Genomic DNA, 23,041 nt, shown 5'->3' on the forward strand with positions numbered 1-23,041 from the left:
GGCCCGGAAAGCGCTGTCAGAAGCGAACTGTCACCCCCGGCGCCACTACCGACTTGTCCGGTTCACCGCCGAAGAAGGTTGCACCCGCACCGGCGGCACCCGTCGCTGGTGTGATCGGCGTCGGCCAGATCCGATAGGCAGGCCCGAGACTCAGGTCGGGACCGTCGGGACGGAAGAACGGATCGAGTGTCCCACCCTTGGGAATGGTGCCCGGACTGGTTCCGATGAACGCTTGGTCGGGTCCGGGACCGATCCCTTTGACGCCAGGCGGCACCTTCCCCGGATTGATGTTCTTGAAGAATTCGAAGCCCTGTCCAGAAGCCTTGTCGAGATCGGGGATCGAGGTCGTCACCACGACGTCGACATCGCTCGTGGTCGGCCCGGATCCCTCCGGCCACGTTCCGGTCGCTTGGGCCTCGGCACGGCTGCCGACCACGTCGATGGCTTCGGGACGCTGACCGAAGCTCTGCTTGAAGTCCTGGGCGACCCCAGCCCCCTGCCCCTGCCGTACGCCGGGCACTACGGGAGTGGGCAGGATTCTCTGCATCGCGGTGCCCTCCAACCGACCCGCGATCTTGGAGCCCGCGCGTTCGCCTGCTTCGTGCACCGTGCGCAAGGCGCCACCCGCGCGCGAGGCCGCTCCCGCTGTTGCCCGGCCGACGGTCGACTCGGCTACCTTCGTACCGGCACGGCGCGCCGCCTGTCCCGCCGCGGATTGGCCGATTCGCGCGGCCGCCGATCGCACGACTTGCGCGGTCGCCGAGGACGCGACTCGGGAGGCGACTCCCTGCGCCGCGGCCGTTTTCGCGATCGCACCGACCGCGGCTCCCGCACCGGCGAAGACGCCGCCGATCGCGCCGCCGATGACCGCGGAGCGCAGCACGTGCGATTCGCGATTGTCGATATGCGCTTCGAGCGCTTCACCCAAACCGCTGCCCGCCGCGCCGCCGACGATGCCGCCGATGACGGCCGCGGCCGCGGTCCCCACCACCGGACCCGCCAGTCCCGCCGTGGCGACGGTGACGACCGTGCCGACCACGACGGCGGTGGCGATCCCCACCCATTGGCCAAGGCTCAGGTGGCCGGTCGGATCGGTCAGCTTGATGGGGTTGTCGCGAACGTAGACATAGAGATTCGGCCCGTCGACCACACCGGCGGGATCGGGACTCGTCCAGCGGCCGAGCCAGGGGGCGTAGTACCGCGCGCCGTGGTAGTAGAGGCCGGATTCGCTGTCGCGTTCCTTGCCGGTGAATCGATAGCGTTTGGGCGTCTCGGTCTGCGCGCGCACCGCTTGATACGAGGTGCTGCCGTACGGGTAGTACTCCTCGTAGCTGATGACCTGTGCGGTGTCGTCGAGTTCGAGCACCGCGGAACCGAGCAGGTTCGCCAATTGATAGCGCACGAGTTGCGCCGGTCCGTCGTCGGTGCCCTCCGTGCGGGTTTCGACGACGGCGACGCGTTGGTTGTCGTCGACGATGTGCAGGGTTTCGCGTGCCAGCGTCACCGTGCCGCCGGCGCCGAACTCCCGATGAATCTCGAAGCCGCCCCAGTAGATTCGCTCGGACTTGCGCCGCCCGTCGGCGTGCCGGGAGACCTTGCGCACCCGCGCCCCCGCCGAATCGTAGGAGTAGTGGGTGATTTCACCGCCGACCTGCCGGGCGGTCTCACACAGGTCATCGCGCGGATCCCAGCGCATCGTCGCAAGCTCGGGCATCGCGGTGATGTTGCCGTTCGCGTCGTAGTGGAACGGCTGCGGTGTGGTCGCTTGATCGCGCGCCTTGGTGGCCGAGAGCCGGTTGCTCACCCGATCGGGCTCGAGCAAGCTCGGTTCGGTGTAGAGATAGTCGCGGGTCCAGCCACCGCGGGCGGGATCGTCGGTCCGGTGCGCCATGCGCAGCATATTGCCGACGGTGTCGTACCAGTACCGCTGGACGTATCGGCCGAGGGCCGTGCCGTCGGCCGGATGGTCGATGCCCACCCGCGGCGCGTCGTCGGCATCCGGCGGGACCGGGATGCCTTGCCCCGTATGCTCGCGGCCGCTCGCTTCGATCAGTCGATAGGTCGCGTCGTAGACGTAGTCCGCGCGAGGATCCACCATGCGATTGCGGAAGAAGACCGTCTGCTGGGCGTCGTCGCGCAGCGTGGTGATGTTCCCGGCCGGGTCGTAGGTGTAGTCGAGATCCTGTAGCCGGGTGTCGGCGCGCAGGGTGGTCAGGCGGGTCAGCCGGAAGGTGGCCGTGTCGTATTCGTAGCCGGTGCTCGCGCCGTTGCCGTAGTCCACGAGGGTGCGCTGGCCGCGGGCGTTGTAGTCGAGGTTGGCGACGAAGGTCGTGCGCTCCTGAGCGCCGCGCAGTGCGACCTCGATCCGCTCCAGCAGATTGGCTTCGTTGTAGCCCGTGTACACCACGCTGCCGTCGGGAGTGGTGACCGCGATCGGTCGATCCAGCGCGTCGTAGCGGGTATGTCCGCGATAGACGTGCTCCTCTACGGATACCTCGGCGCTCCAGTCGACGACCTCCCGCTCGTCGACCGTGAATTGCCTGCCGACGTCCACGAGATTGCCCTTGAAATCGTACTGTCCGTGGATGTCCACGCCCGCTTGGTCGAACCGCTGGAACACCTGACCGCGCAGGTTGTGCGCAACCGCGTCGGGATGGTCCTCCCCGTATTCGATACGCAGGTACAGCGATTCGTCCGTCCGCTCCGGTTCCCGCAGCCACGTCCGCACCGGCCGCCGGAGGCGATCGAACTCGGTGCGGAATCGAAACCCGCGCGCCGTCCACTCGTAGGCGGTTCCGTCCAGCGCGTCGGACAATGTCAGTCTGCCGCCGGTGTCCATGCCCGCGTGGCCGACCCGGTGGCCGAGCATGTCGTAGTCATAGCGCATGACGATGCGATCGGCGGCGTCCCGGACTTCCCGCTCGTTGCCCTCGATATCGCGGACGGTCCTGGTGGCGTATGGCTCGTCGATCAATTCGCCACCGCGTCGGAAGCGATTGTGCGCCAACGACAGAAAGGTCCGTCCCAGCGTGTCGAACCACGCGCGCAACGGCGTCGCCGCGTGCTCGGTGGTGAGCCGGGCGGCACGCCGCTGCTCGGGTCCTAGCTCGCCTTCGATCCTCCGCTGATACCAGGTGCGCCGGTCGGGCAGGCTGCCGAGGTAGGGCCGGACCAGTCCACCGATATCCGGATCGTCGGCCGGATCGAGCAGCACGGTGTCGTTGCCGTCCCAGCTGTCCTGCCGCCAGGGGTCGAACACGGTCTTCGCGTAGCTGCCATCGGGATGGACAGCGGCGACGATCCGCTCCAGCGGGTCGTAGAACAGCACCGAGCTGACGCCGGCGATCGTGGCGAATTCGAAACGATGACTCGCCGTGAAGAACGGCTCATAGCTGCGAACCGGTTTGCCCTTGTTGTTGAAGATCGTCCAGCCGCTGCCGACCCATCGGGCACGCACCGCGGCGTCTTCGATCAGTCCCGGCTCGGCTTGCGCTTTCTGCTGGACAACGCGACCGAACCCGTCGGAGTAGGACAGGTGATGCTGGATGCGCGATGTGTCGCCGTCGGCGATTTCGTCGCTGTGCGTTTCCCTGGTCAGCGTCGCTGTCGCGGTCGGCAGCGGCCGGGCGTGATCTCTAGTGCGCCAGTGTGCCAGTTCGTCGTAGAGGATGCGGCTGGTCGCCGAGCCCAGGAGCCGCGCGGGATCGGCGAGCGGGTCGTCGAAGTAGTCCTGCACATCGCGGGGATCCGGGTCGGGGTCGAAACCGGACAGCGAATCACCGAGGCTCTCCTCGCGTTTGCCCATCACCGCTGTGCCTGCCAACCGCCCGAGCGCGTCGAAGGCGGCCGCGCGGCGATTGCGGTTGCTGTCGGTGATCAGACGTGGCGCGAGGACTCGATAGTCGTTGCCGTTGCCGAGTACGCGGTCGGCCGCATCGCGTTCGCCGACCGTGATCTGGTTGCCCAGCGGGTCGCGAGTGCCGGTGACCAGCAGGTCGTAGCCGTCGTAGCCGACTGTCGTGTCCGCGCCGAACGGATCGCGGAATCGGTGCGGGAGAAAGAAATGCGCGCGGGCAAAGGCCAGCTCGGCTGCGGCCGAGGTCTTGTCCGGCGAGTAGAAGACCCGTCCCGAGGGGATCCACCAGGCGTCCTCGATCCGGCGATAACCCGCCTCGCCGAGGATGGTCGGATCGACTCGGTCGCCGTACACGGCGTCCAGCAGACCCGGCGTGAACGCCTTGCGGTAGCTCTCGAACGGCAGGGCCATCGACTCGACAACACCCACGGGCAGCGGCCCGGAAAGATCGTCGCGGCGGAACACGGCGCGGGTCTGCTCGACGAGGCGGCGAGTGGGAACCCGCGGTGCGTCGGGATCGAGATCGACCTCGTAGGGCACCGTGATTTCGATGCCATCGAGCCCGGCGCGCAGCTCGGCGAACTCGAAAAGGCGTGCGGCGGGCGACAGTCCGAGCACCTCGAAGACACGGGCCTCGGCACGAAGCGGAACGCGGTGCGCATCAACGAGTTCGACGCTGTTGGTGTAGTCGTGCTCGGTGTACACGAGGTGGCGCCGTCGCTGTTGTGCACGGTCGGAATCCGTCAGCGCGAGGTCGGGGTCCGGGCGGAGTCGGCCGTAGCCGATCGCCGCGGACCGCAGGATGTTCCCGAACTCGTCGACGGCGAGGACCACCTCGTGCGAGACGCGCGGGTCGGACCGCCGCTCGTGGTGGGCCGTCAGCGTCTCGCGCGGCGACACAAGGAAGACCGCGTTGCGCAACCCGGCGGCGTCGGGTTCGGCCTGCGCCGGTTGCAGCATGGTGACCGTGTAGTTGTGCTCGGTCACCTGGTACGGAAGCCCCTGTGCGGCACTGCCGTCGTGCGCGTACACCTCGTGCCGCACCGGCTTGCCACGCAACGCGCGAACCGCTTGCCGCGCCTCGTCCACTGTGAGATCGCCGGACAGGGTGGAGTCTGCCAACGGGTGGTCATCCGGATGGTATTCGTCCGCGAACTGACGCGAGATACCGCGATCGTCGAGCATCGCGCCGGTGTGGAACCACGTCTTCGTCACCACGGGCGCGACGACCGTCCGCTCGTCGCAGTTCTGCGAGTCGGCCGATGACGCACCGTCTCCCAGCGCGGCGAGGTCTTCGGTGTCGAACTGTTCGACCATGCCGAAGCCGCGGAACTCCCGCTCGACGCCGTCGAAGAAACCGTGGTGGTAGGCGTACCGGGTGCGGAAACGGTTGCGGCCCACGGCATCCACGGTCTCCACCTGATGCACCACCTGCACCGGGAACGGTAGCCGCGTCGCCCACGGACGACCGGCTTCGGCGTCGGCGACGGCGAATCGGGTCGACGGTGCGTAGCTCACGCGGGTGCGCGCCCCGAGGTTGTTGCGCATGTCCACCAGCAGATGCGGTTTCCGCCCGCCCATCAGGTCCAGGTAACGCAGCTGCCGTCCCGATTCGCTCGGCAGCGGCGAGGACCAGACCAGGCAGGCTGTGCCGTTCCCGAGCAGGTCGACGACGCTCACCGCCACCTTGCTGTCCGTCCGCGGGAACGCGACGCCGAGATCGTGTGCGTTGCTCCACCTGTTGCCGCTGCGATTGAGGTAGAGACGGGTGCTGTCGGCGTGCAGATAGACGACGTCGATGACGCCGGAGCCGTCGACGTCGGCCAACCGGATGCGTCCGGGGTCGAAGGCGTCGGGCTTGTCGAACCAGGGTGCGTTGTCCATCGACACTTTCGCGCCGAACCGTCCGTAGCCCAGGTTCGGCCAGTAACAGATCTCGCCGTTGCGAATGCGCACCAGATCGGACAGCCCGTCGCCGGACATGTCCGCCAGCTGGATCGACTGGGTGCTGTCGTCGAATACGACCCGGGGTCCGCGCTCCTCGTCCCTGGCCGTCGTGACCCGTTGCGCGACATCGTATCCCGCCGTCCCCAACGCGGCATGCCAGCTGAGCACTCGGTCGTCGGTGATCAGCACATCGGCATGGCCGTCGCCGGTGAGGTCGACCATGCGCAGGTTGGGATCGGCCCAGTCGATGTTCGGCCGGCGATCAAAGGGGTGGAACGCCGCCCAACCGCCGTTCGATCGTTCGCTGAAACCCGAAGTCTCGCCGAAGAACTCGACCAGCTCGAGGTTTCCGTCCCCGTCCAGATCCAGAAACTGCTGACGGCCGTTGCCCAGCGCGGCACCGGCCGGACGCGACACTGTGCGCAGCGGACCGAACCGGCCGTCGCCGCGATTGGGTTTGTAATACCAGGCGTGCGCCTGCTCGGTCAGGATGCCCGACAAGCCTTCGCCGTCGAGGTCGACCCATCGGTAGTGGGAACCGGCCAGCCCGATCGGCAGGTTGGCCGCGCTCTCCGCGTCGAGTGTGCGGAGGCGGGCGTCGACGTGTGCTTCGCTGTAGGTGAATTGCACCGGCGGCAGCGCCCGCGACACATAGCCGCCGTCCGCTGCTCGCCGAAAACCTCTGCGGCACACCGAATCGATGACCGATACCACGGATTCGCCCCGGCTCGCATCACCTCGATAGGTCAACTCGATCGCCGACACCAGACAGTCTGCGCCGACGCCGGGCTCGTCGATGTGATGGAACATCAGCACGCGTTGGCACAGCCGATAGGTGCGCACTTCGAATCCGGCGCGGTAGCTGGAGAAAGGGTCCAGGCGACATGTCCACGGCCGGTGTTCGGCGGAGGTCGGCTCGGCCGGATCGTGGTCGCCGTAATCCAGCACGACCTCGAACAACCAGTCAGTCGCAGCCGGTTCCGGACGCACCAGGCGCGAGGTTCGATTGCCGTAGCGGATGCGTTTGAGGTACCGCTGCGCCGACCGATCGGCGGCGTCTCGATTGCGTTCGTGGGCGGCGGCGAGATCCACGCCGTAGGCGTCCTCGGCCTTGTACTCGTAGCGAATGACGTCGCCGACGTCGTTGTAGCTCTCGCAGATCAGCCAGCTGAACACTTTCGCCGGGTCGCGGGGGTCGGCGATTCGACTGTCGGCGTCCCTCCCATAGACGGTTGTCACATTCTCCCGGTCGATGGATCGCCAATGCGATTGCCCCGTCTCGGCGTCCACCCACCGCTCGATGCGCGCGAACAACCCCTCCACGCGCGGACGGTATTCGTACACGGAGAATTCCCGCCCCGACTCGACATTACGGCGGTGGACCCGCCGCCACTCCCCCTCGCGCCGCTCGAGTCGTGGCACGAGATCTTCCGCGCCGGACAGGATGTAGGTGTCGGCCGCGATGTCCGGGCCTGAGCAGCGGTCCGGTTCGGACACACCGTTCTGGTATCGGGGCATCCCCCGGTCCGTTCTGAGGGTGATCGACGGCAAGCTCAGCCGCCATCCCAACCCGAACGGGCCGTTCCCGATTCCGGAGTCGTAGCTCAGCGTCAACGCGGGACCGAAACCCCGCCGCCCGGGGCTCATGTCCAACGGAATACTCGCCGAGGCCGTTCCCGTCGCGGCGTTGACGGTGAAGGTCTCACCGATCCCCCGGATGGCTCCGCCGCCTTTCGGCAGCGAGATCGCGGGCGGACGAGCCTCCGCGCCGCCGCCGGACCAGCCATCCGAGGAGGGCGTTCCTTCGTCGTTTCGCGAATCCAGCCGGTCGTCACGCGCGGTGCGGCCGGTCGCTGTGGCGTCCATCAGTTCACCCCGCAGCAGCACTCGATGTCGCGGCAACCGCACCGTCTGTCACCACCGCAGGACCGCGCCTGCTCCGCGCAGTAGCCGAGGACCAGGTACGTCTCGCAGATCTCGCCCACTGAGTCCGGGAACTCGAAGACACCCAACGGCTCGGCGCGGTCGTCGTCGAGCGGACCCAGCCGGGTGCCGTCCAATTCGACTACGCCCCAGAACAGTCCGGGGAACTCGCTGCTCGCCACACAGTGCACGTCGATCCACTCGCAGGCGCACCGGTCGTAGCGCGCCGGGCGGAACCGGACGACGAAGGAGGCGCCCGGTTCCGCGCACGGCGCCTCGACGAACAACTGGATCGAGTCCACCCACCGCACCTCGCGCAGCGGCACGAACGGGAACATGGCCCCGGACAACCGCAGCTCGAGCCGCCGGTTCCACGGCCCGCCCTGCTCGCGCGGCACGCGCAGGCCGGACCAGGCGTCGGCCAGGTCGCGGCGGACGTCGAACAAGCGCTGACCGTCACCGGGCAGCCTGCACCTGGCCGCGTCCAGCGCCGCGGTGCGCAACACCGCCCCGCCCTCCCATGCGGTGAAGTTGACATGCAGCACGAGATCGCTCAGCGCCGCGGCGAAGTCGAAAGCGTTGGTCTCCGGGGGCAATTCGATGCGCCAGCGGCTGATCGCACCGGCGAACTCGAACGGCAGGTACCGCTCGTCGCGGAAGTTCAGCTCGAACATGCCGGAATCGTTCTGGCCGGAGGAGGTCGCGATCGCCTCGGTGGCGGTGTACGAGCGCACCATCCGGCTGTCGTTCGCCGCGGCCGAATAGCCGTTCGGTGGTGCCGCACAGCAGCATCCGAGGCGGACCGGCTCGTGGCAGCAGGCGGCGGGCGGGTCGATCAGTCGCGGATCGACCCGCGTCCAGCTGCTCAGCAGCGTCAATCGGCAGTTCACCCCGGTGTACGGGCCGACGACGCACGGGATGGTCACCGAGACGTTCTTGATCCGGCGCATGTAGTGGCCCGGATAGTCGAGGTCGAACATCCATTCCGGTATCTCGATCTCGGCGCTGCCGGTGGCCTGAAGCTGAAGGAAGGCGAGCGGGAAGCACAGGCGAAGCGAAATATGTTTGGTGAGTTCGTATTCCCGGCAGTTCTCGTCCAGATAGGCCTTGTCCATCCGCGCTACGGCCACGTGCAGCCGTTCACCCGCCAGCAGGCCCTCGCGCAGGTTGTCGAAATCGTCGACACCGAGGAAGGTCCGATTGGTGTAGCCCCGCTCGTAGTTGAACGCTCGCTCGGCCTTGCGGGCCGCGCTGCGAGCCAGCCCGTACATCCGGTAGTACTGCGCCGCGGTCTCCTGCTGGAGATACAGGTACAGCTCCCAGTTGGTGAATTTGTCGCGCAGGAAGTCTTGCACGCGCTCGACGTGCTCGAGTTGCCGCTGGTGGTTGCTCAGTTCCGACAGCGCCACGTCGCGGCGGCGTTCGGCGCCCAGGATCTGCCGCTCGATCTGCTCGAGCTCGATGGTGATGGTGTCGACCTGGTGCCGCCACTCGGCGAGCCTGCGGTCCCAGACGCCTTCTTGGTTGCTGAGATTGGCTCCGCTGGTGGCGTTCTCGCTCAGCGCGTTCATGATCCGCGCCGCGGTCGAGAAGCCCGCGGCGAGCTTGTTGCCGATCGGGATCTGGTTGAACTGCAACGGCGAGCCCGCGATACCGGCGACGCCGATCCAGAAGTCCGGCGTCATCCCGATGCCCTGCGCGATCGCCTCGAGCACATTGCCCGCGATGCGGGAGCCGAGGGACACCCCGGTGAGCGATTCGTAGCCGATCTCGCCCGCGTTCAGGCCGTTGGCGATCAGATTCTGGTGGTAGCGCAGCCGCGCCTGTGCGCCTTCCTTGGTCTTGCCGAGCGCCTGGACCTGCCAATCGGCGTCGCGCCACTGGTTCTGGCGCTGCTGCACGCTGAGCTCGAGCAGTTGACGTTCCTGCGCCGAGCGCAGCGCCGCCAGGTATTCGGCGTCGCCCTTCTCGTAGGCGCTCAGCAATTGCGCCCCGAGCGCGCGGACCTCACCGGCCAGTTCCCGCGCCTGCCGTACCAGGACGGTGAAACGGTAGGCGTCGCAACAGGATCCGCAGCCGTCGCCGCCGCATGGGCAGCCACCGTCGTGCCAGCCGTCGCGCCGCGGGTCCGCGCCGAAGAACGGCCGGTCGAGTCCGGCTCGCCCGGTGGGCAGGCGGCGTCCGTCCTGGCAGTGCCGCAGCAGCGCCAGCCGGTCGCCGGTGCGTTGGTAGAGCGCCATCAACCGCGGGTTGAGCGGCGCTTCCCTGGGCACGAACGACGACACCGTGCGCTCGTACCACTCGTCGTCACCCGGCACCGTCTGCGGGCGGGCGCCCAGGATCCGGTCGATCTGCATCAGCACCACGTCGGCGCGCCGCATCGACTCCGGCGTGCTCCGGCACAGCAGCGTGTCGGCCCAGTCGAGCATCGTCTCGAGATAGCGCAGCAGCAGCGCACGTTCGCGCGCCCGCCGCGCGTCGACGGCGGTGGTGGAACAGCAGACCTCGTCGGCGCGCGGGCGGCGGTCGGTATCCGTTCCCTCGGGATCGATCGTTCCGGTCACGACGACGTCGCCGTCGTCGTCCGGCTCGTCGTCCGTCGGCGGCGGGATGCGGCGGCACTCGGTCCACGCGTTGTCGGTGACGCCGGGGCGCTGCACCAGCTCGTACCACTTCAACGCGGCCTCGTACCGGCAATGGCTGCGCAGTGCCGCGCCGACGGTCAGCGCGACCGAGAACAGCGACAGCGGTTCCAGCGGCGCGCCGGGGCAGACGTAGGCGAAGAACGGGTAGGCGTCCAGGCCGCCGATGGAGAGCTGCGGTGCGGGCGGCGCCGCGATGAGCGGCAGGGTCGTGGCGGTATCGGTGGCGAGGTCGTAGCGGAAGCCGGGCGGCGTCGGATCGGCGTCGTAGCCGGTGGGGCGCAGGCCGCCGACAATCGCGAAGCGCAGTGAATCCAGTGTGCGGCCGGTGAATTCGAGCTGTGCCTGTGCCGCCGACTGGACCCGGACCGGTCGGCCCGACCACCGCTGCGGTTCGAATCGTCCGCCTCGCTTGCGCGACCAGCACAGATGGACCACCGGCACGGCGGGCCAGTGCAGCAGCGCGGGCAGCTTGTCCGGGCGGTGCCAGTCCGAGATCTCGTCGGTCGTATCTCGCCCGGTATCGGCGGATTGCGCTGTCGGTTCGTACACCAGCCCGTGTTCGAGCCAGAAGTAGTACTCGTCCACCTGCGGCTCGTGCTCGCCGCCGCAACCGCAGCAGGCATCGGGGTCGCCGTCGCACGGCGTGAATCCGGCGGCGGCCGGTGGCATGCCCGCGGCGGCGACCCGGACGAAGCGGGCGCCCATGCGGGCGGCCGTCCGAATCCACAGCGGCAGGCGGTCGCGGTCGGCGGACGCCAGTTCCCCGGCGGTCGCCGCGTGCACCTCCACGTGGACGTCGCCGTTGCCGTCGCCGTCCTCGTTGTCGCCGTTGCCTGGCTCGCCGTCGTCACCGTCGTCGTCGGTGTTGCGGATGCGCTGCAGCGGCGCGAGCCAGGACGCCTGGGCGTCGGCCCGCGGCGTCCCGAGCAGATCCATGCCCTCCGGGACCGGCCCCGGCACCAGCGCCTGGATCACCGACGGTTCGGCGTCCTGCAACACCGTCAGCCCGGGGTGTTCCTGCGGTCGCCGATCGGGCCACCACTCCAGCCCGCCCGGCACCGCGATGGTCAGTCGGCTGCGGCGAAGGCGGTCCTCCAGGAAGGCGAAAGCCTCGACTCGGCGTGCCTTTTCGAGCTCGTCCCATTCGATCCAGTTCTCCCGGTATACATCCCGCTCGGCGCAGCGCTGCCAGGTGCGGAAGGTCTCGTAGCGGGCCTCCCACAGCTGGGCGAACGCGGCAGAGACCGGGAACCCCGGTTCCAGCCCGAGCCGGGCGCGCTGCACGAACGCCTGCGCGCTGCCGATCGCGTCCTCGATCCGGCTGACGCGCGCGCACGTCCCGGTCGCCACGTCCTGGAGCAGCAGGTCGCCGAGGTCGGTGGCGCGGGTCGCGTACCGACCGGGATCGAACGGCAGCGGCACCCGACGCATGCCGCACAGCCAGGCCACCAGGGCGTCTCTGGCCCGGACACGCAGCTCGTCGTTCAGCGTCCGGACGTCGAGATAGCGGCGCGGCGCGGCGTTGTCGAAGGAGGCGTTTTCGAAGGACCCGTCCCGGACGAACCGGGTCAGGTTCTCGTTCCCGGCATCGGGTCCGACCTCGGGACGATCCGCCGCCCACCGGTACGGTTGCGCCGCATCGATGTGCAGCACGCGGAAGCAGCGTTCGAGCCGGTCCAGCCACATCTCGCCGCGCCACGCGCGAATCGCCCACGCCTCGTTCTCCAAGTCGGGCACCTGGACGACATAGTCGGCGTAGGTCAGCACGAGCGACGCGTGCCGCACGTCGACCCCGAGATGCCGCACCAGCTGCGCCGGATCGTCGGGCTGCCGCTCGGAGGCCTCGTGGAAGACGCGCCACGCGGGCTTCTCCCTGGCCTCCCAGGTCTCGCGGCGCAGTGCGGTGTAGTCGTAGAGCCGCTCCCACCAGTCGAACAGCGCGGCCTGACGCGCGGCGCTCGGTGCGGCCCGCTGGTCGCCTGCGGGTGGCCGGAACGGGTCGGCGACGGGCAGCAGATCGGGATCGAACCACGCGCGGTGTGTTCCGAACGACGTCGCGCCGGTCCGCGGATGACTTTGCCCGGCAAAGCCTTCCGCGTGGTCGAGCAGGTAGCCGAGCTCCGACTGCGGTTCTCTCGGCAGGGTCGCCGCCGACAGCCGCAGCCGGTGCGCGAACAGGGCCGCCTTGAACGCTCGCTGGTAGGTGCGCCGGATGTCGCGCAGGCTGGAGGTGTAGCGGGCGCGCAGGTAGGCGGCCGCCGGATCCCCGACGTCGACGCAGTCGTCCAGCGGCGCGTCGACGTGCGTGCGATACAGCCGCCGATGCGGGACCGCGACGAGGCGGTCTTCGGTGTCGGGACCGGTGTACTTCACCTGGAAGCCGGTGTGCCGTGGCCGCACGTCCTCTTCGCGGTCGAAGGTCGGCTGCGGCTGATGCAGCTCCACGGTGATCTGGTACGTGCCGCGACGCAACTCGATCGGCGCCGAGTGACAATCCGGCGCGTCCTCACCGGACCAGCCGCGGTTCAACAGGATCCACGACCGCTGCCCACGCCGCAGGGTGACGCGCCAGCGGTGATCCTCACAGCATTCGCAGTCGGGTTCGACGCCGTCGGGTGTCGGATCGCCCGCGGCGAATTCGTAGCGGCCGCCTGCCTCTACGAGCAGCGCACCGGTCCACGTCACCGTGAAGGGCTGTGCGCCGAAGAGCGGCTCGCCGTCTACGTCGCGCAGGGCGAAGCCGTTGCGGACGGCCACCTTGCGCAGCTGGTGCGGCGTCAGGGTGAGCCCCATCTCGGGGACGACGGTCGGCGCGGGCGCGTTCCACGCGTTGCGGCCCGCACCGAACGCCGTGAGCGGACCGCTCATCTCGCGCCAGGCCGGGTCGAGCCCGGCCACCGAGAACGCGCCGGTCAGCCCGGTGCCGACGAGTCCGAGCAGCGCGGCGAAGGAGCTGCCGGTCGGTCCGGTCGGCCACGTCACCTCGGGCGGTGCGCCGCTGTCGTTCTCCCACGACGCGCCGCCCGCATTCTCGTCGCCCCACAGCGACAGCAGCAGCCTGCTGACGTCGCGCGCCTCGAGCCCCGGATCGCGCTGCGGCGCCACCACACGGACGTGCGCGGCGAGATGTTCGGCGATGATCCCGGTGCGGCGGTAGAAGCGCGCGAACTCCCGCTGGACGAAGGCGAAGCGCTCCTGTTCGTCGGGCTCGTGCACCAACCGGTCGAGGGCCGCTTCGAACTCGCCGAACAGCAAGCCGAACGGCGCGAGCAGCGCGCGCGGCGCGAAGTACAACGTCTGCACAGCCGCCCGCTCGACCTCGGTCAGCGGCCGCAGGGTGCTGAGCCGCTCGGTGACCGCGGTGTCGTCGAGCGGCAGTCGCGCCCACAGGGTCTGGCTCGCGAGGTCGTAATGGAAGGGCCCGTCCGGCGGCGAGTTCCACATCGCGGGCGCGGTGTCGCCCGCGGCCAACGGCGTGCCGAACCGGCGACGGTCGGCGGCCACCAGGATGCCCTCGCGCTCCAGCACCGACGGGAAGAAGCGTTCGCCCACGGCCTGCCACGCGTCGTCGGGCGCCGAAGGCGCATAACCGAATTCGCGTTCCAGCACGTCGGTGATCCGGCCCCAGGTCCAGCTCTCGGCGTCCTCGGCGGTGGCGTCGAGCAGCTTGCGCCGCAGCGCCCACAGACCGTGCGCGTCCTCGTCGTCGGGCAGGGCGAGCGGATCGTCGTGCGCCTCGTTCGCCGCGGGCAGCGGGAACGGGTCGTCCCCACGCAGGTGCGCGTCGGAAAACAGGAACAGCACCTCGCCGACGGTGAACTCGGACAGGTAGATCTTCAGCAGCACCTCGGCGAAACGGATCGTGGCCGTCGGTTGCCGGTGCCAGGTATCGGTCGCCGTATCGGGGTCGAACCCGGCCAGCCGCGACAGCGAGTCGAGGTTGCGTGCCATCAGTTTGGCGAGCTCAGGCTGCTCGGCGAGCTCGGGGCGCAGGCGTTCGGCGGTCGCGTCGATCCGCTCGATGAGGGTGCGCACGGCCCAGTCCCAGCGCGGTGACTCGGGGCCGATCCACAGGGCGAGCAGGTGGGTGCGGTGCGAGGGGGCCGCGGCGGTCGGTTCCGGCGCGTCGGGGTCCTCCCACGGCAGGCAGAGGAATTCCCGCAGCAGGAACAGCGCGGCCAGCTGCCGCGCGAACTCCGGGTTGACCGTGTCGTCACGGAACAATTCGAGCACCGTGCAGATATCGGCCAGCTGCGTGAAAGTCACGGCGGCACAGGGATGTTCGCGCAGCCGCCGCCACAACCGGATGAAGACGGCCAGGCGGCGCAGCGCGTCCGCGATGTCCTGTTCACCGAAATCGATCACCAGATCGTCCGGGCAGCAGGGCAGGCAGTCCGGGAATCCACCGCCTTCGCGGGGACCGGCGTCGGTCTCGCCGCCCCCTTGCTCGCGCCAGAACGGCACGTAGCCGCTGTACCAGAGGTCGAGGAATTCGCAGTAATCCAGTCCGGTGCGGCGCAGGAATTCCGGTACCACCCGGACGAATTCGGTCCAGCTGCGCTCCTCGATCTCCGGTTCCGGATAGCCGTAGACCTCGTGCAGCACCAATCGGCCCTCGGCCGGCTCGGTACCGATGTCGTGGCTGTAGAGCAGCTCGTACTCTTCCGGCGTGATTCGCAGGTATTCCAGCGCGATCGGCAACCGCAGCGGAAAACGCCAGTAGTGGGTGCGGAACGTATCCGGCTCGTGCGCGGCGTCGATCGCCAGTTCGGTGATGTCCTCGCGGAAGTGCCGCATGGCCGAGAACCGGCTGGCGCCGAGCGCTTGCAGATAGCTGCGGTTGACATCCAGCGCCTGCGGGTAGGGCAGGTCGGGATGGGTGAAGTCGGTGCGCAGCACGTCGTAGGCGGCGGGGACCGCGACCGGCGTCGCGGGCGACGAGTGCTCCGGCACCGTGGCGAACAGGGTCTGCGGATCGTGGGCAAACGGGTGACCGCCAACGATGCCGTCGTCGGCGAGCCGGTGTCCCGCGAGTTCGTAGTTCGCGGTGTCGTACACGGCGCCCGCCGTGGCGCCGGGCGTCGTGGTGACCAGGTGCTCGAGGCTTTCGTTGACCAGGTCGATGACCGGGATCGTGGTCTCCAGGTTTGCCTTCGTCACCGCCAGATCGCCGAGCTCACCGCGACGCTCGCCGAGCAGGTCGCCGAGCGTGTCCTCGGCGTAGGGCACCGGGTCGGCGCAGCTGGAGGCGCCCGAGACCCGCAACATCTCGTGCAGGTAGGCCACCGGCCCGAGCGGCGAAAGATGTTCGGGCGGAACGCAGTCGATCAGCGAGCCGTCAGGATTCACGGGGTTGAACGGTCCCGGCGGCCATGGTTGCTCGGGTTGTTCGGGGGTGGCCTTCTCGTAGATGTCGAGTGCGTAGCCGTAGGCGACCGTTCCCGACAGCGCGTACCGGAAGTCGGCCCGCGAGAGCGCGGCGATCTGCGCGGCCGCGGTGAAGCCGCGCGCGTAGAGCGCCTCGATCAGAGAGAAGCGCAGCTCGCCCGCGTCGATGTCGGTCACCACCCACAGCTCGCGAATGGCGTTCAGCGCGAACAACAGCCACTGCTGGGCGGCCGGGTCGTCCGGCAGCACCTCGGTGACGGTGGCGACGACAGCGGTCGGATCGGGAGCGGTCGTGAAGCTGAAGTCGACGCCGCCGGAGTACACCGGGTACGTGGACACGAAGTTCTCGAACACATCGTCGTGCGAGCGCGTCAGTTCCGCAGGCGCACCGACCTCGGGTGGCGCACCGCTGCCGGGGTCGGCCTCGACGTCGAAGAAGGTACGCAGATGCCGGATGAACGCCTCGGTGCGTTCCGCGGGCGTGCCGGGCGCGGTGAAATCGGGCAGCAGTGCGGGATTCGCCGCGAAGAAGTCTCGCCACCGCTGATCGGTCACCGCGACCAGATCGGCGACGGACGCGACGTTCAGCGGCGGCGCCTCGATCGCGGCGATCAGCGCGGCTGAATTCGCGGTGACGCCTTGCAGCAGCAGTTCCAGGTACGGCCCCGGGTTGACTGTCACCTCGGACGCCCAGAAATCGGTGTCGATGGAGGTGCTCGGACCGGTGTGGGCCAGCCAGCGGGTCACCAGCGCTTCGATCGGCGCGATCAGCGGCACTTCGGTCAGTGTGTTCTCCGCCGCCCCCAGCGCACGCAGCCGCCGCGCCGCCTGGGTGGCCGCGACCGCGGGACCGGTCACCGTCAACGGCGCGGCGGGCGCGGTGATCACGCCGCCGTCGACCGCCGTCTCGAAGGCCGAGAGCACTTGCGGTTCCAGCGCGAACCGGGCCATGTCGAACCGCTGCGGCGGACCGACCTGCCCGGGCATCTGCGCGCCGAGCGCGTAGAAGTACGCTGCGGGCACCACGTAAGCCGGTGTGAGGCCGCCGTTTTCGACGAGCGCCACACCGGCGGCGTGTTTGGTCGTCGGAGTAGCGGCGTCGGTGATCAACGGGAAGTCGAAGCGGGCCTGCGTCGCCCTGATGCTGAGTACCTCCTGGGCGACCGCGGCCGATGCGGAGTACACGAACCCCGCCAGCCGCAGCGCCTCGGCCTCGTGGGTGCCGTAGTAGCCGTTGAGTTCGGCTTCGAAACGGGCGCGCGCCTTTTCGATGTCATCGGCGCTGAGTGTCTCCTCGGCGGGCGGGTCGGTGTAGAGCGCGCCGAACGGATCGAGCCCGAGCCTCGCGTCCGGTTGCGGCGGTGGGTAGGCGGTGCGGTTCCAGACGATCTCGGCGGCGATCTGGCGGCTCTCGGCGAGGGTGAGCGGGGATCGGCCGACCAGAGTGGCGTTCGCGCCGCCGGGGTCGTCGGCCAGCACGGTGTCGATGGCGCGCACCATCTGGTCGAACGAGGGCGGCTGCCCGTCGGAGGGCAGGTCGACGAAAGCGAGGTTCGGGTCGAGTCCGGCGCCGGTGGCGGGCAGGGTGACGTACGCGCTGGCCTCCATGTCGAAGTACTTCTTCTGGCTGTTCGAAAGATTCGGCCGGGTGGTGACGTCGACGTTGTAATGCAGCCTGCGGTGGGAGATGCCGAGCCCGCCCTTGGTGAGTTCGAGCCGCAGATCGAACGAGGTGGGCGTCGGGTACTCGGTGTGCCCCGCGGGCGCATCGACCACGATCACCGCCGTGGCCACCGCTTCCAGCTCGCGAGTGGTGGCGCCGAACGGATCGGTGACATCGATGTAGTGCTGGAGCAGCTGGGTGCTCTCGATGTCGACATGATTGTTCGTGGTGCTGCCCAGGTGCGGGTCGGCGAGGGCGGAGGCGGAACCGAGCTCCACTCCCTCGACACTCTCGGCGAAGGTCAGATCGTAGGCCGTGATCTTCAGGCCGGTCAGCACGGTGGTGAAGTCGTTCGCGGCCATCGGCTCGGCAGGGAAGAGCCGGAGGATGATCAAGTCAGGCATGGGTGTCTCCACAACTGAAGTCGAGGCGCACCGGAATGTGCCGCTGGGTGCGTGCAGAAACGTAACTGCCCAGGAAACCCGTCGCCTGCGTATGGGACTACGCGGATTCCGCGGCTCGGAGGCGAACTACGCGGCCGGACACGGCTTTTCGGATCGGATTTCCGGGAGATCGGTCGGTCGGCCCGGGTAGCCGGGGCCGACGCGAGACAGTGGCCGTGCTAGACGGTTCTGGAGTGATGGGCCTCGAATAGCGTCGCGCGCATCCGTTCCGGCCGACGTGTCCGCCCCTCGATATGTGTGTCCGCGACCGCCATGATCCCTGCCCCTCTGTGCGTTCATGCGCTCGGACGACCGAGACTCGACAGCCCCGGCCAGATCAAAATATCGGCAACACCGCGACCCATTGTGGCCTCTGATACCCCTGCCGCGCCGGGAAATCCCGGCATCCATCCGAAATGCGTTCGTACGCAGGGGCAATCCGGCTACTCACGCATTCGGCGGGAGCGGATGGGCGGCGAGCCAGTCGGCGGCTCGCTTGCGGGATGCCTGGGCGAGCCAGCCGTCCTGGATGATCTCGGTGAGTTCGCCGAGGGTGATTTCGTGCAGTCGGCACGCGCGCACCAGCACCGAGGGGTGTCCGTCGAAGTGCGGTGTGGTGAAGAACGGCGAGTCCGGATCCTGTACGAGTGCTTGCTTGTCCGATTCCGAGGGCACCCAGAAGACGATGACGTCGGGGTAGCGTTCGCCGGTCTGCGGATCCACGGCATCCGGGCGCGGCGTGCGGAAGAACACGAACGACTTTCCGCCAACCTGGTAGATGGCGTTGCCGCGCGGACCGGCCGCGTTGGTCACGTGCGGCATCCCGCGCGCGATGGCGTGCACGTCGGCGATCCGGGCCGGTCGCTCTCGCTTGTCCATGAGTACGAGCCTAGGCCCGGAAACCGGCGCGTCGCGCAGGCGCGTCCGCCATGATGGGTCCACGAGGCGAGTTCACTCGACGACAAGGGTTTTCCGAGGTGGCACCGTCGCGCACCCTCACCCGGCAGCGGGCAGAACTGGAAAAGGAATGGACCCGGTGGGCATCGACCGCCGGGCCTCGCGCGCGAATCCGTCCCGATTCCAGCGTGCTTCGCACCGACGTGGCACGCTCTTGGCAGCGCTCGCTGCACACCGTCGATCCCGGCCGCACCGTCGCACCCGGACTCGACCGGGTCGACGACCGGTGGGCGGAATCCCCGCTGCGCGGCCCCGTCACCGAACTCGCGGGCCAGATGCGCAGCATCGCCGAGGACGCGAAGTACCTGGCGGTGGTCACCGACGCGGCGGGCACGGTCCTGTGGTCCGGCGGTGACCGGAAGCTGCGCCGCCGGGCCGAGGACGTGAACTTCGCGCCGGGCGGCTGCTGGGACGAAAGCCATATGGGCACGAACGGGCTGTCCCTCGCGCTGCACGACGACCAGCCTGCCACCGTGTTCGCCGCCGAACACCTCGTCGCCGCGCTGCACGGCTGGGTCTGCTATGCCGCGCCGATCCACGCACCGGACGGCAGGCTGCTCGGCGTGCTGGATCTGTCCAGCGACTGGAGCCGCTCGCATCCGATGGCGATGGCCTCGGTGCGATCACTGGTCACGGCGGTCGAGGCGGTGCTGCGCACGAGCGCGCCGCCACCCGCCGAGCGGGTGCGGCTCGAATGTCTGGGCACCGCACGGCTGTTGCGCCACGGCAGGCCGGTGCCGCTGCCGCCGCGGCAGCTGGAGATCCTCGCTCTGCTCGCGCTGGAGCCGGACGGCTACACCCCCGATCAGCTGCACGCCGCGGTGTACGGCGATCGCTCGATCTCGACGAGCACGCTGAAAGCCGATGTCTCGCATCTGCGCCGGGCCACCGGAGGTGAGATAGCCAACCGCCGCTACACCCTGACCGGACCGCTGTCCTGCGACGCCGTCGACCTGCTCGCCGCCATCACCTCGGGCGACACCTCGGGCGCGGTGTGGCACTATCGCGGCCCGCTGCTCCCCGGTTCCGACACCCCGGGCGTCGTCGAATGGCGCGACTACCTCGATGTCGGCATTCGCACCGCGGTCCTGGCCAGCGATCGACCCGAGCACGCCATCGCCTTCGGCGAGCGCGCCGGGGGCGATATCGCGGTGCACGAGCACGCTTTGCGGCTGCTGCCCACCGACGACGTGCGCCGCGCGGTCGTCGCCGCCCGGCTGCACAACGCCCGGCACAGTTGATCCCGGCCACCAACCTCCCGCCAACCTTCGCCGTTCATAGTGGCGTGCGTCGATGGCTTTCGCGCGAGGAGTGATTGCGATGATCTACGCCAAACCGGGTTCCGACGCCGCCATAGTCGGTTACGCCACCCGCTACGACAACTTCATCGGAGGCGACTGGGCCGCTCCGATCGAGGGCCGCTACTTCGACAATCCCTCCCCGGTCGACGGGGAAACCTTCTGCTCTGTCGCCCGTTCCAGCGCCGCCGACATCGATATGGCGCTGGAGGCCGCCCATCACGCGGCCGAGGCGTGGGCCGCGACCTCGCCGACCGTGCGCGCGAACATTCTCCTCGAGATCGCCGCGCGCATCGAGAACAGCCTCGAGCCGCTCGCGGTCGCCGAAACCTGGGACAACGGCAAACCGGTCCGCGAAACCCTGGCCGCCGACCTGCCTTTGGCGGTCGACCATTTCCGCTACTTCGCCGGCGTCATCCGCGCCCAGGAGGGCGGCATCTCCCAGATCGACGCCGACACCGTCGCCTACCACTTCCACGAGCCGCTCGGCGTGGTCGGGCAGATCATTCCATGGAACTTCCCGATCCTGATGGCCGCGTGGAAACTCGCGCCCGCCCTGGCCGCGGGGAACTGCGTGGTGCTCAAGCCCGCCGAGCAGACGCCCGCCTCGATCCTGCTCGTGGTGGAGTTGATCGCCGATCTGCTGCCGCCCGGAGTCCTGAACGTGGTCAACGGTTTCGGCGTCGAGGCGGGCAAACCGCTGGCCACCAGTCCGCGGGTCGCGAAGATCGCGTTCACCGGCGAGACCACCACCGGGCGGCTCATCATGCAGTACGCCAGCGAGAACATCGTCCCGGTCAGCCTGGAACTGGGCGGCAAGAGCCCCAACATCTTCCTGCCGGATGTCATGGCCGACGACGACGCGTTCCTGGACAAGGCCGTCGAAGGCTTCGTGATGTTCGCGCTCAACCAGGGCGAGGTGTGCACCTGCCCGTCGCGCGCGCTGATCCACTCGTCCATCTACGACGAGTTCCTGGCTCGCTGCCTGGAGCGGACCGCGGCCATCGAGGGCGGGCACCCGCTCGACGACGCCACCATGATCGGAGCCCAAGCCAGCAACGATCAGTACGAGAAGATCCTGTCCTATATCGACATCGGCAGGCAGGAGGGCGCCCGCGTACTCAGCGGAGGGGAAGCACGCAAGGTGGACGGACTGCCCGGCGGGTACTACATTCAGCCCACCATTCTGGAGGGCGACAACACCATGCGCGTCTTCCAGGAGGAGATCTTCGGACCCGTGGTCGCGGTGACCCGCTTCGACACCGTCGACGAAGCGGTCCGGATCGCCAACGACACCCTCTACGGCCTCGGCGCGGGCGTGTGGACCAGGGACGGCGCCACCGCCTACCGGATGGGCCGGGCGATCAAAGCGGGCCGGGTGTGGACCAACTGCTATCACGCCTATCCCGCGCACGCCGCCTTCGGCGGATACAAGAAGTCCGGGATCGGCAGGGAGAACCACAAGATGATGCTCGACCACTACCAGCAGACCAAGAACCTGCTGGTGAGCTACTCCCCTACCAAGCTCGGATTCTTCTGATGCGGAATCGGATCACTCTCATGCAGAACCGGGTTCATCGCGTCGGCATGACCGACGCGGCGCGAGTGGTGCTGCGCCGGTTGATAGAACACCACGGGCCGGTGCGGTTCCATCAGTCCGGCGGATGCTGCGACGGCAGCTCGCCCATGTGCTTCCCGGCCCGCGAATTCCGGGTCGGTGCCGCCGACGTGCTGCTGGGGCAGCTACCGTGGCACACCGAATTCTGGATGAGCGCCGATCAGTTCCAGCTGTGGAAACACACGCACCTCACCGTGGACGTGGTGTCGGGGCGCGGGAGCGGCTTCTCGCTCGAGGCGCCCCTCGGCGTGCGTTTCCTCATCCGGTCCCGGCTGCTCACCGACGAGGAAGCGGCGGCATTGGCGGCAGGCCCGCCGCCGCCCACCGGTGCCGACCGGCTCACCTGAGAGCCGGCGACGGGGATCTGGCCGGCTCGACCGCAGACCGAGCCGGCCAGGGCCCCGAAGACGCGGTCGAATTCCGGCGGCAGGGGGCCGCCGACCGGCCGAAAATCGGGCGGATATGGCGTAGCTGCCTGGTAGAGCACGGTTTTCGCGTTCAGGGTGCGGGTCGGGTGGTTGGTGCTTGGCTCATCAGGCGGATCGCCAACAAGGCAACCCACATGCCGCCGGCAATGATCCCAATTCGTTCAATGAGCCCCGCTGGTCCCTCGTCTACCAATTTGGCGGTGAGGACGAAGGCGACATAAGAGGTGACGACCAGCAGGCCAGTGGCAACCGAATACCAGGACCAGGCCCGACTTTCGAGCGCCTCATCGCGCCGTGCCAACACGAAGCAAGCCGCAGTCAGCGAAGTGAACTGAACCAGACCTAAGAGACTATGAATGGCGCCGTGAATGGTTAGCGCTTCGGACGCTCCTGGTGGGTAACCTAGCGACGGGTCGGGAAGGACAGGCCCGATGGCGACGAAGGTGAAGCCATAGATGCCGAGCAGGATGGGCCCCCAGCTGGAACCACGTCCTGTACGCAGAAGCAGCCTCATCCCGATGGCAAAAGCGAGCAGGAGCGTTCCGGTGACGATGTAGTTGGTTACTTGCATCCACCCACCAGGCCCCAGTTCGAGGTTGCTGTCGGGGACTACCCAGGCGTTGTAGTCAGGGCGTACAGCCCCGAGGACGAGAATGACAACAATGTTGAGCAGCGGAGCAACGACACCGCAAGCCAGCAGCAGTCTCATCGCCGCTGACTGCTCTCCAGCACTTTGCGCTGAGGTTTCCATATCGATCACGACACGTGTCCTCTCGTCGTCTATCGGGGTAAGGGGTTCGAGTTGCGTTCGGCTCGCCGACCGCACCCGAGGTGAACACCACTATCGACCGATCAGTCACTCCGGAGATTGGAAA

The 23,041-nt window shown here is 68.5% G+C and carries 7 protein-coding genes; 3 read left to right on the forward strand and 4 right to left on the reverse strand.

The window, feature by feature from the left end:
* Positions 1 to 16: 16 nt before the first annotated feature.
* From AC3ERS_RS22645 to AC3ERS_RS22655, 3 genes are all read right to left on the reverse strand, one after another.
* Positions 17 to 7,669 carry a SpvB/TcaC N-terminal domain-containing protein gene (locus AC3ERS_RS22645; RefSeq protein WP_431970062.1) on the reverse strand — a complete coding sequence of 2,551 codons (7,653 nt, stop codon included), beginning with the start codon at positions 7,667 to 7,669 and terminating at the stop codon, positions 17 to 19.
* Positions 7,669 to 17,826, reverse strand: coding sequence for a Tc toxin subunit A-related protein (locus AC3ERS_RS22650; RefSeq protein ID WP_431970063.1), 10,158 nt, complete (start codon positions 17,824 to 17,826; stop codon positions 7,669 to 7,671). Before AC3ERS_RS22650 ends, AC3ERS_RS22645 begins: the two co-directional genes overlap by 1 nt.
* 486 nt (positions 17,827 to 18,312) lie before the next feature.
* The gene (locus tag AC3ERS_RS22655) at positions 18,313 to 18,744 is read right to left on the reverse strand and encodes an MmcQ/YjbR family DNA-binding protein (protein WP_431970064.1); all 432 of its coding nucleotides are present in this window, start codon (positions 18,742 to 18,744) and stop codon (positions 18,313 to 18,315) included.
* Between the two features lie 206 nt (positions 18,745 to 18,950).
* Between AC3ERS_RS22655 and AC3ERS_RS22660 the strand changes: the two genes are divergently transcribed.
* The 3 genes from AC3ERS_RS22660 to AC3ERS_RS22670 all read left to right on the forward strand — a co-directional run bounded on the left by AC3ERS_RS22660 (position 18,951) and on the right by AC3ERS_RS22670 (position 22,085).
* Positions 18,951 to 20,063, forward strand: coding sequence for a response regulator transcription factor (locus tag AC3ERS_RS22660; RefSeq protein ID WP_488186854.1), 1,113 nt, complete (start codon positions 18,951 to 18,953; stop codon positions 20,061 to 20,063).
* A gap of 79 nt (positions 20,064 to 20,142) precedes the next feature.
* The gene (gene exaC / locus AC3ERS_RS22665) at positions 20,143 to 21,660 is read left to right on the forward strand and encodes an acetaldehyde dehydrogenase ExaC (protein WP_431970066.1); all 1,518 of its coding nucleotides are present in this window, start codon (positions 20,143 to 20,145) and stop codon (positions 21,658 to 21,660) included.
* Positions 21,661 to 21,680: 20 nt separating this feature from the next.
* On the forward strand, positions 21,681 to 22,085 hold the full coding sequence (locus AC3ERS_RS22670) for a DUF779 domain-containing protein (protein ID WP_431970067.1): 405 nt from the start codon (positions 21,681 to 21,683) through the stop codon (positions 22,083 to 22,085).
* 151 nt (positions 22,086 to 22,236) lie between these two features.
* Here the strand turns inward: AC3ERS_RS22670 and AC3ERS_RS22675 are convergent, their stop codons facing one another.
* Positions 22,237 to 22,917, reverse strand: coding sequence for a DUF998 domain-containing protein (locus AC3ERS_RS22675; protein ID WP_431970220.1), 681 nt, complete (start codon positions 22,915 to 22,917; stop codon positions 22,237 to 22,239).
* Positions 22,918 to 23,041: the final 124 nt, after the last annotated feature.

It is taken from the genome of Nocardia sp. bgisy134 (genome assembly GCF_057708325.1).

Excerpts from the sequence above, each read along its gene's own strand:
- AC3ERS_RS22650 (WP_431970063.1), bottom strand. The coding sequence starts at position 17,826 with ATGCCTGACTTGATCATCCTCCGGCTCTTCCCTGCCGAGCCGATGGCC.
- exaC (WP_431970066.1), top strand. The coding sequence starts at position 20,143 with ATGATCTACGCCAAACCGGGTTCCGACGCCGCCATAGTCGGTTACGCC.
- AC3ERS_RS22655 (WP_431970064.1), bottom strand. The coding sequence starts at position 18,744 with ATGGACAAGCGAGAGCGACCGGCCCGGATCGCCGACGTGCACGCCATC.
- AC3ERS_RS22675 (WP_431970220.1), bottom strand. The coding sequence starts at position 22,917 with ATGGAAACCTCAGCGCAAAGTGCTGGAGAGCAGTCAGCGGCGATGAGA.
- AC3ERS_RS22670 (WP_431970067.1), top strand. The coding sequence starts at position 21,681 with ATGCAGAACCGGGTTCATCGCGTCGGCATGACCGACGCGGCGCGAGTG.
- AC3ERS_RS22645 (WP_431970062.1), bottom strand. The coding sequence starts at position 7,669 with ATGGACGCCACAGCGACCGGCCGCACCGCGCGTGACGACCGGCTGGAT.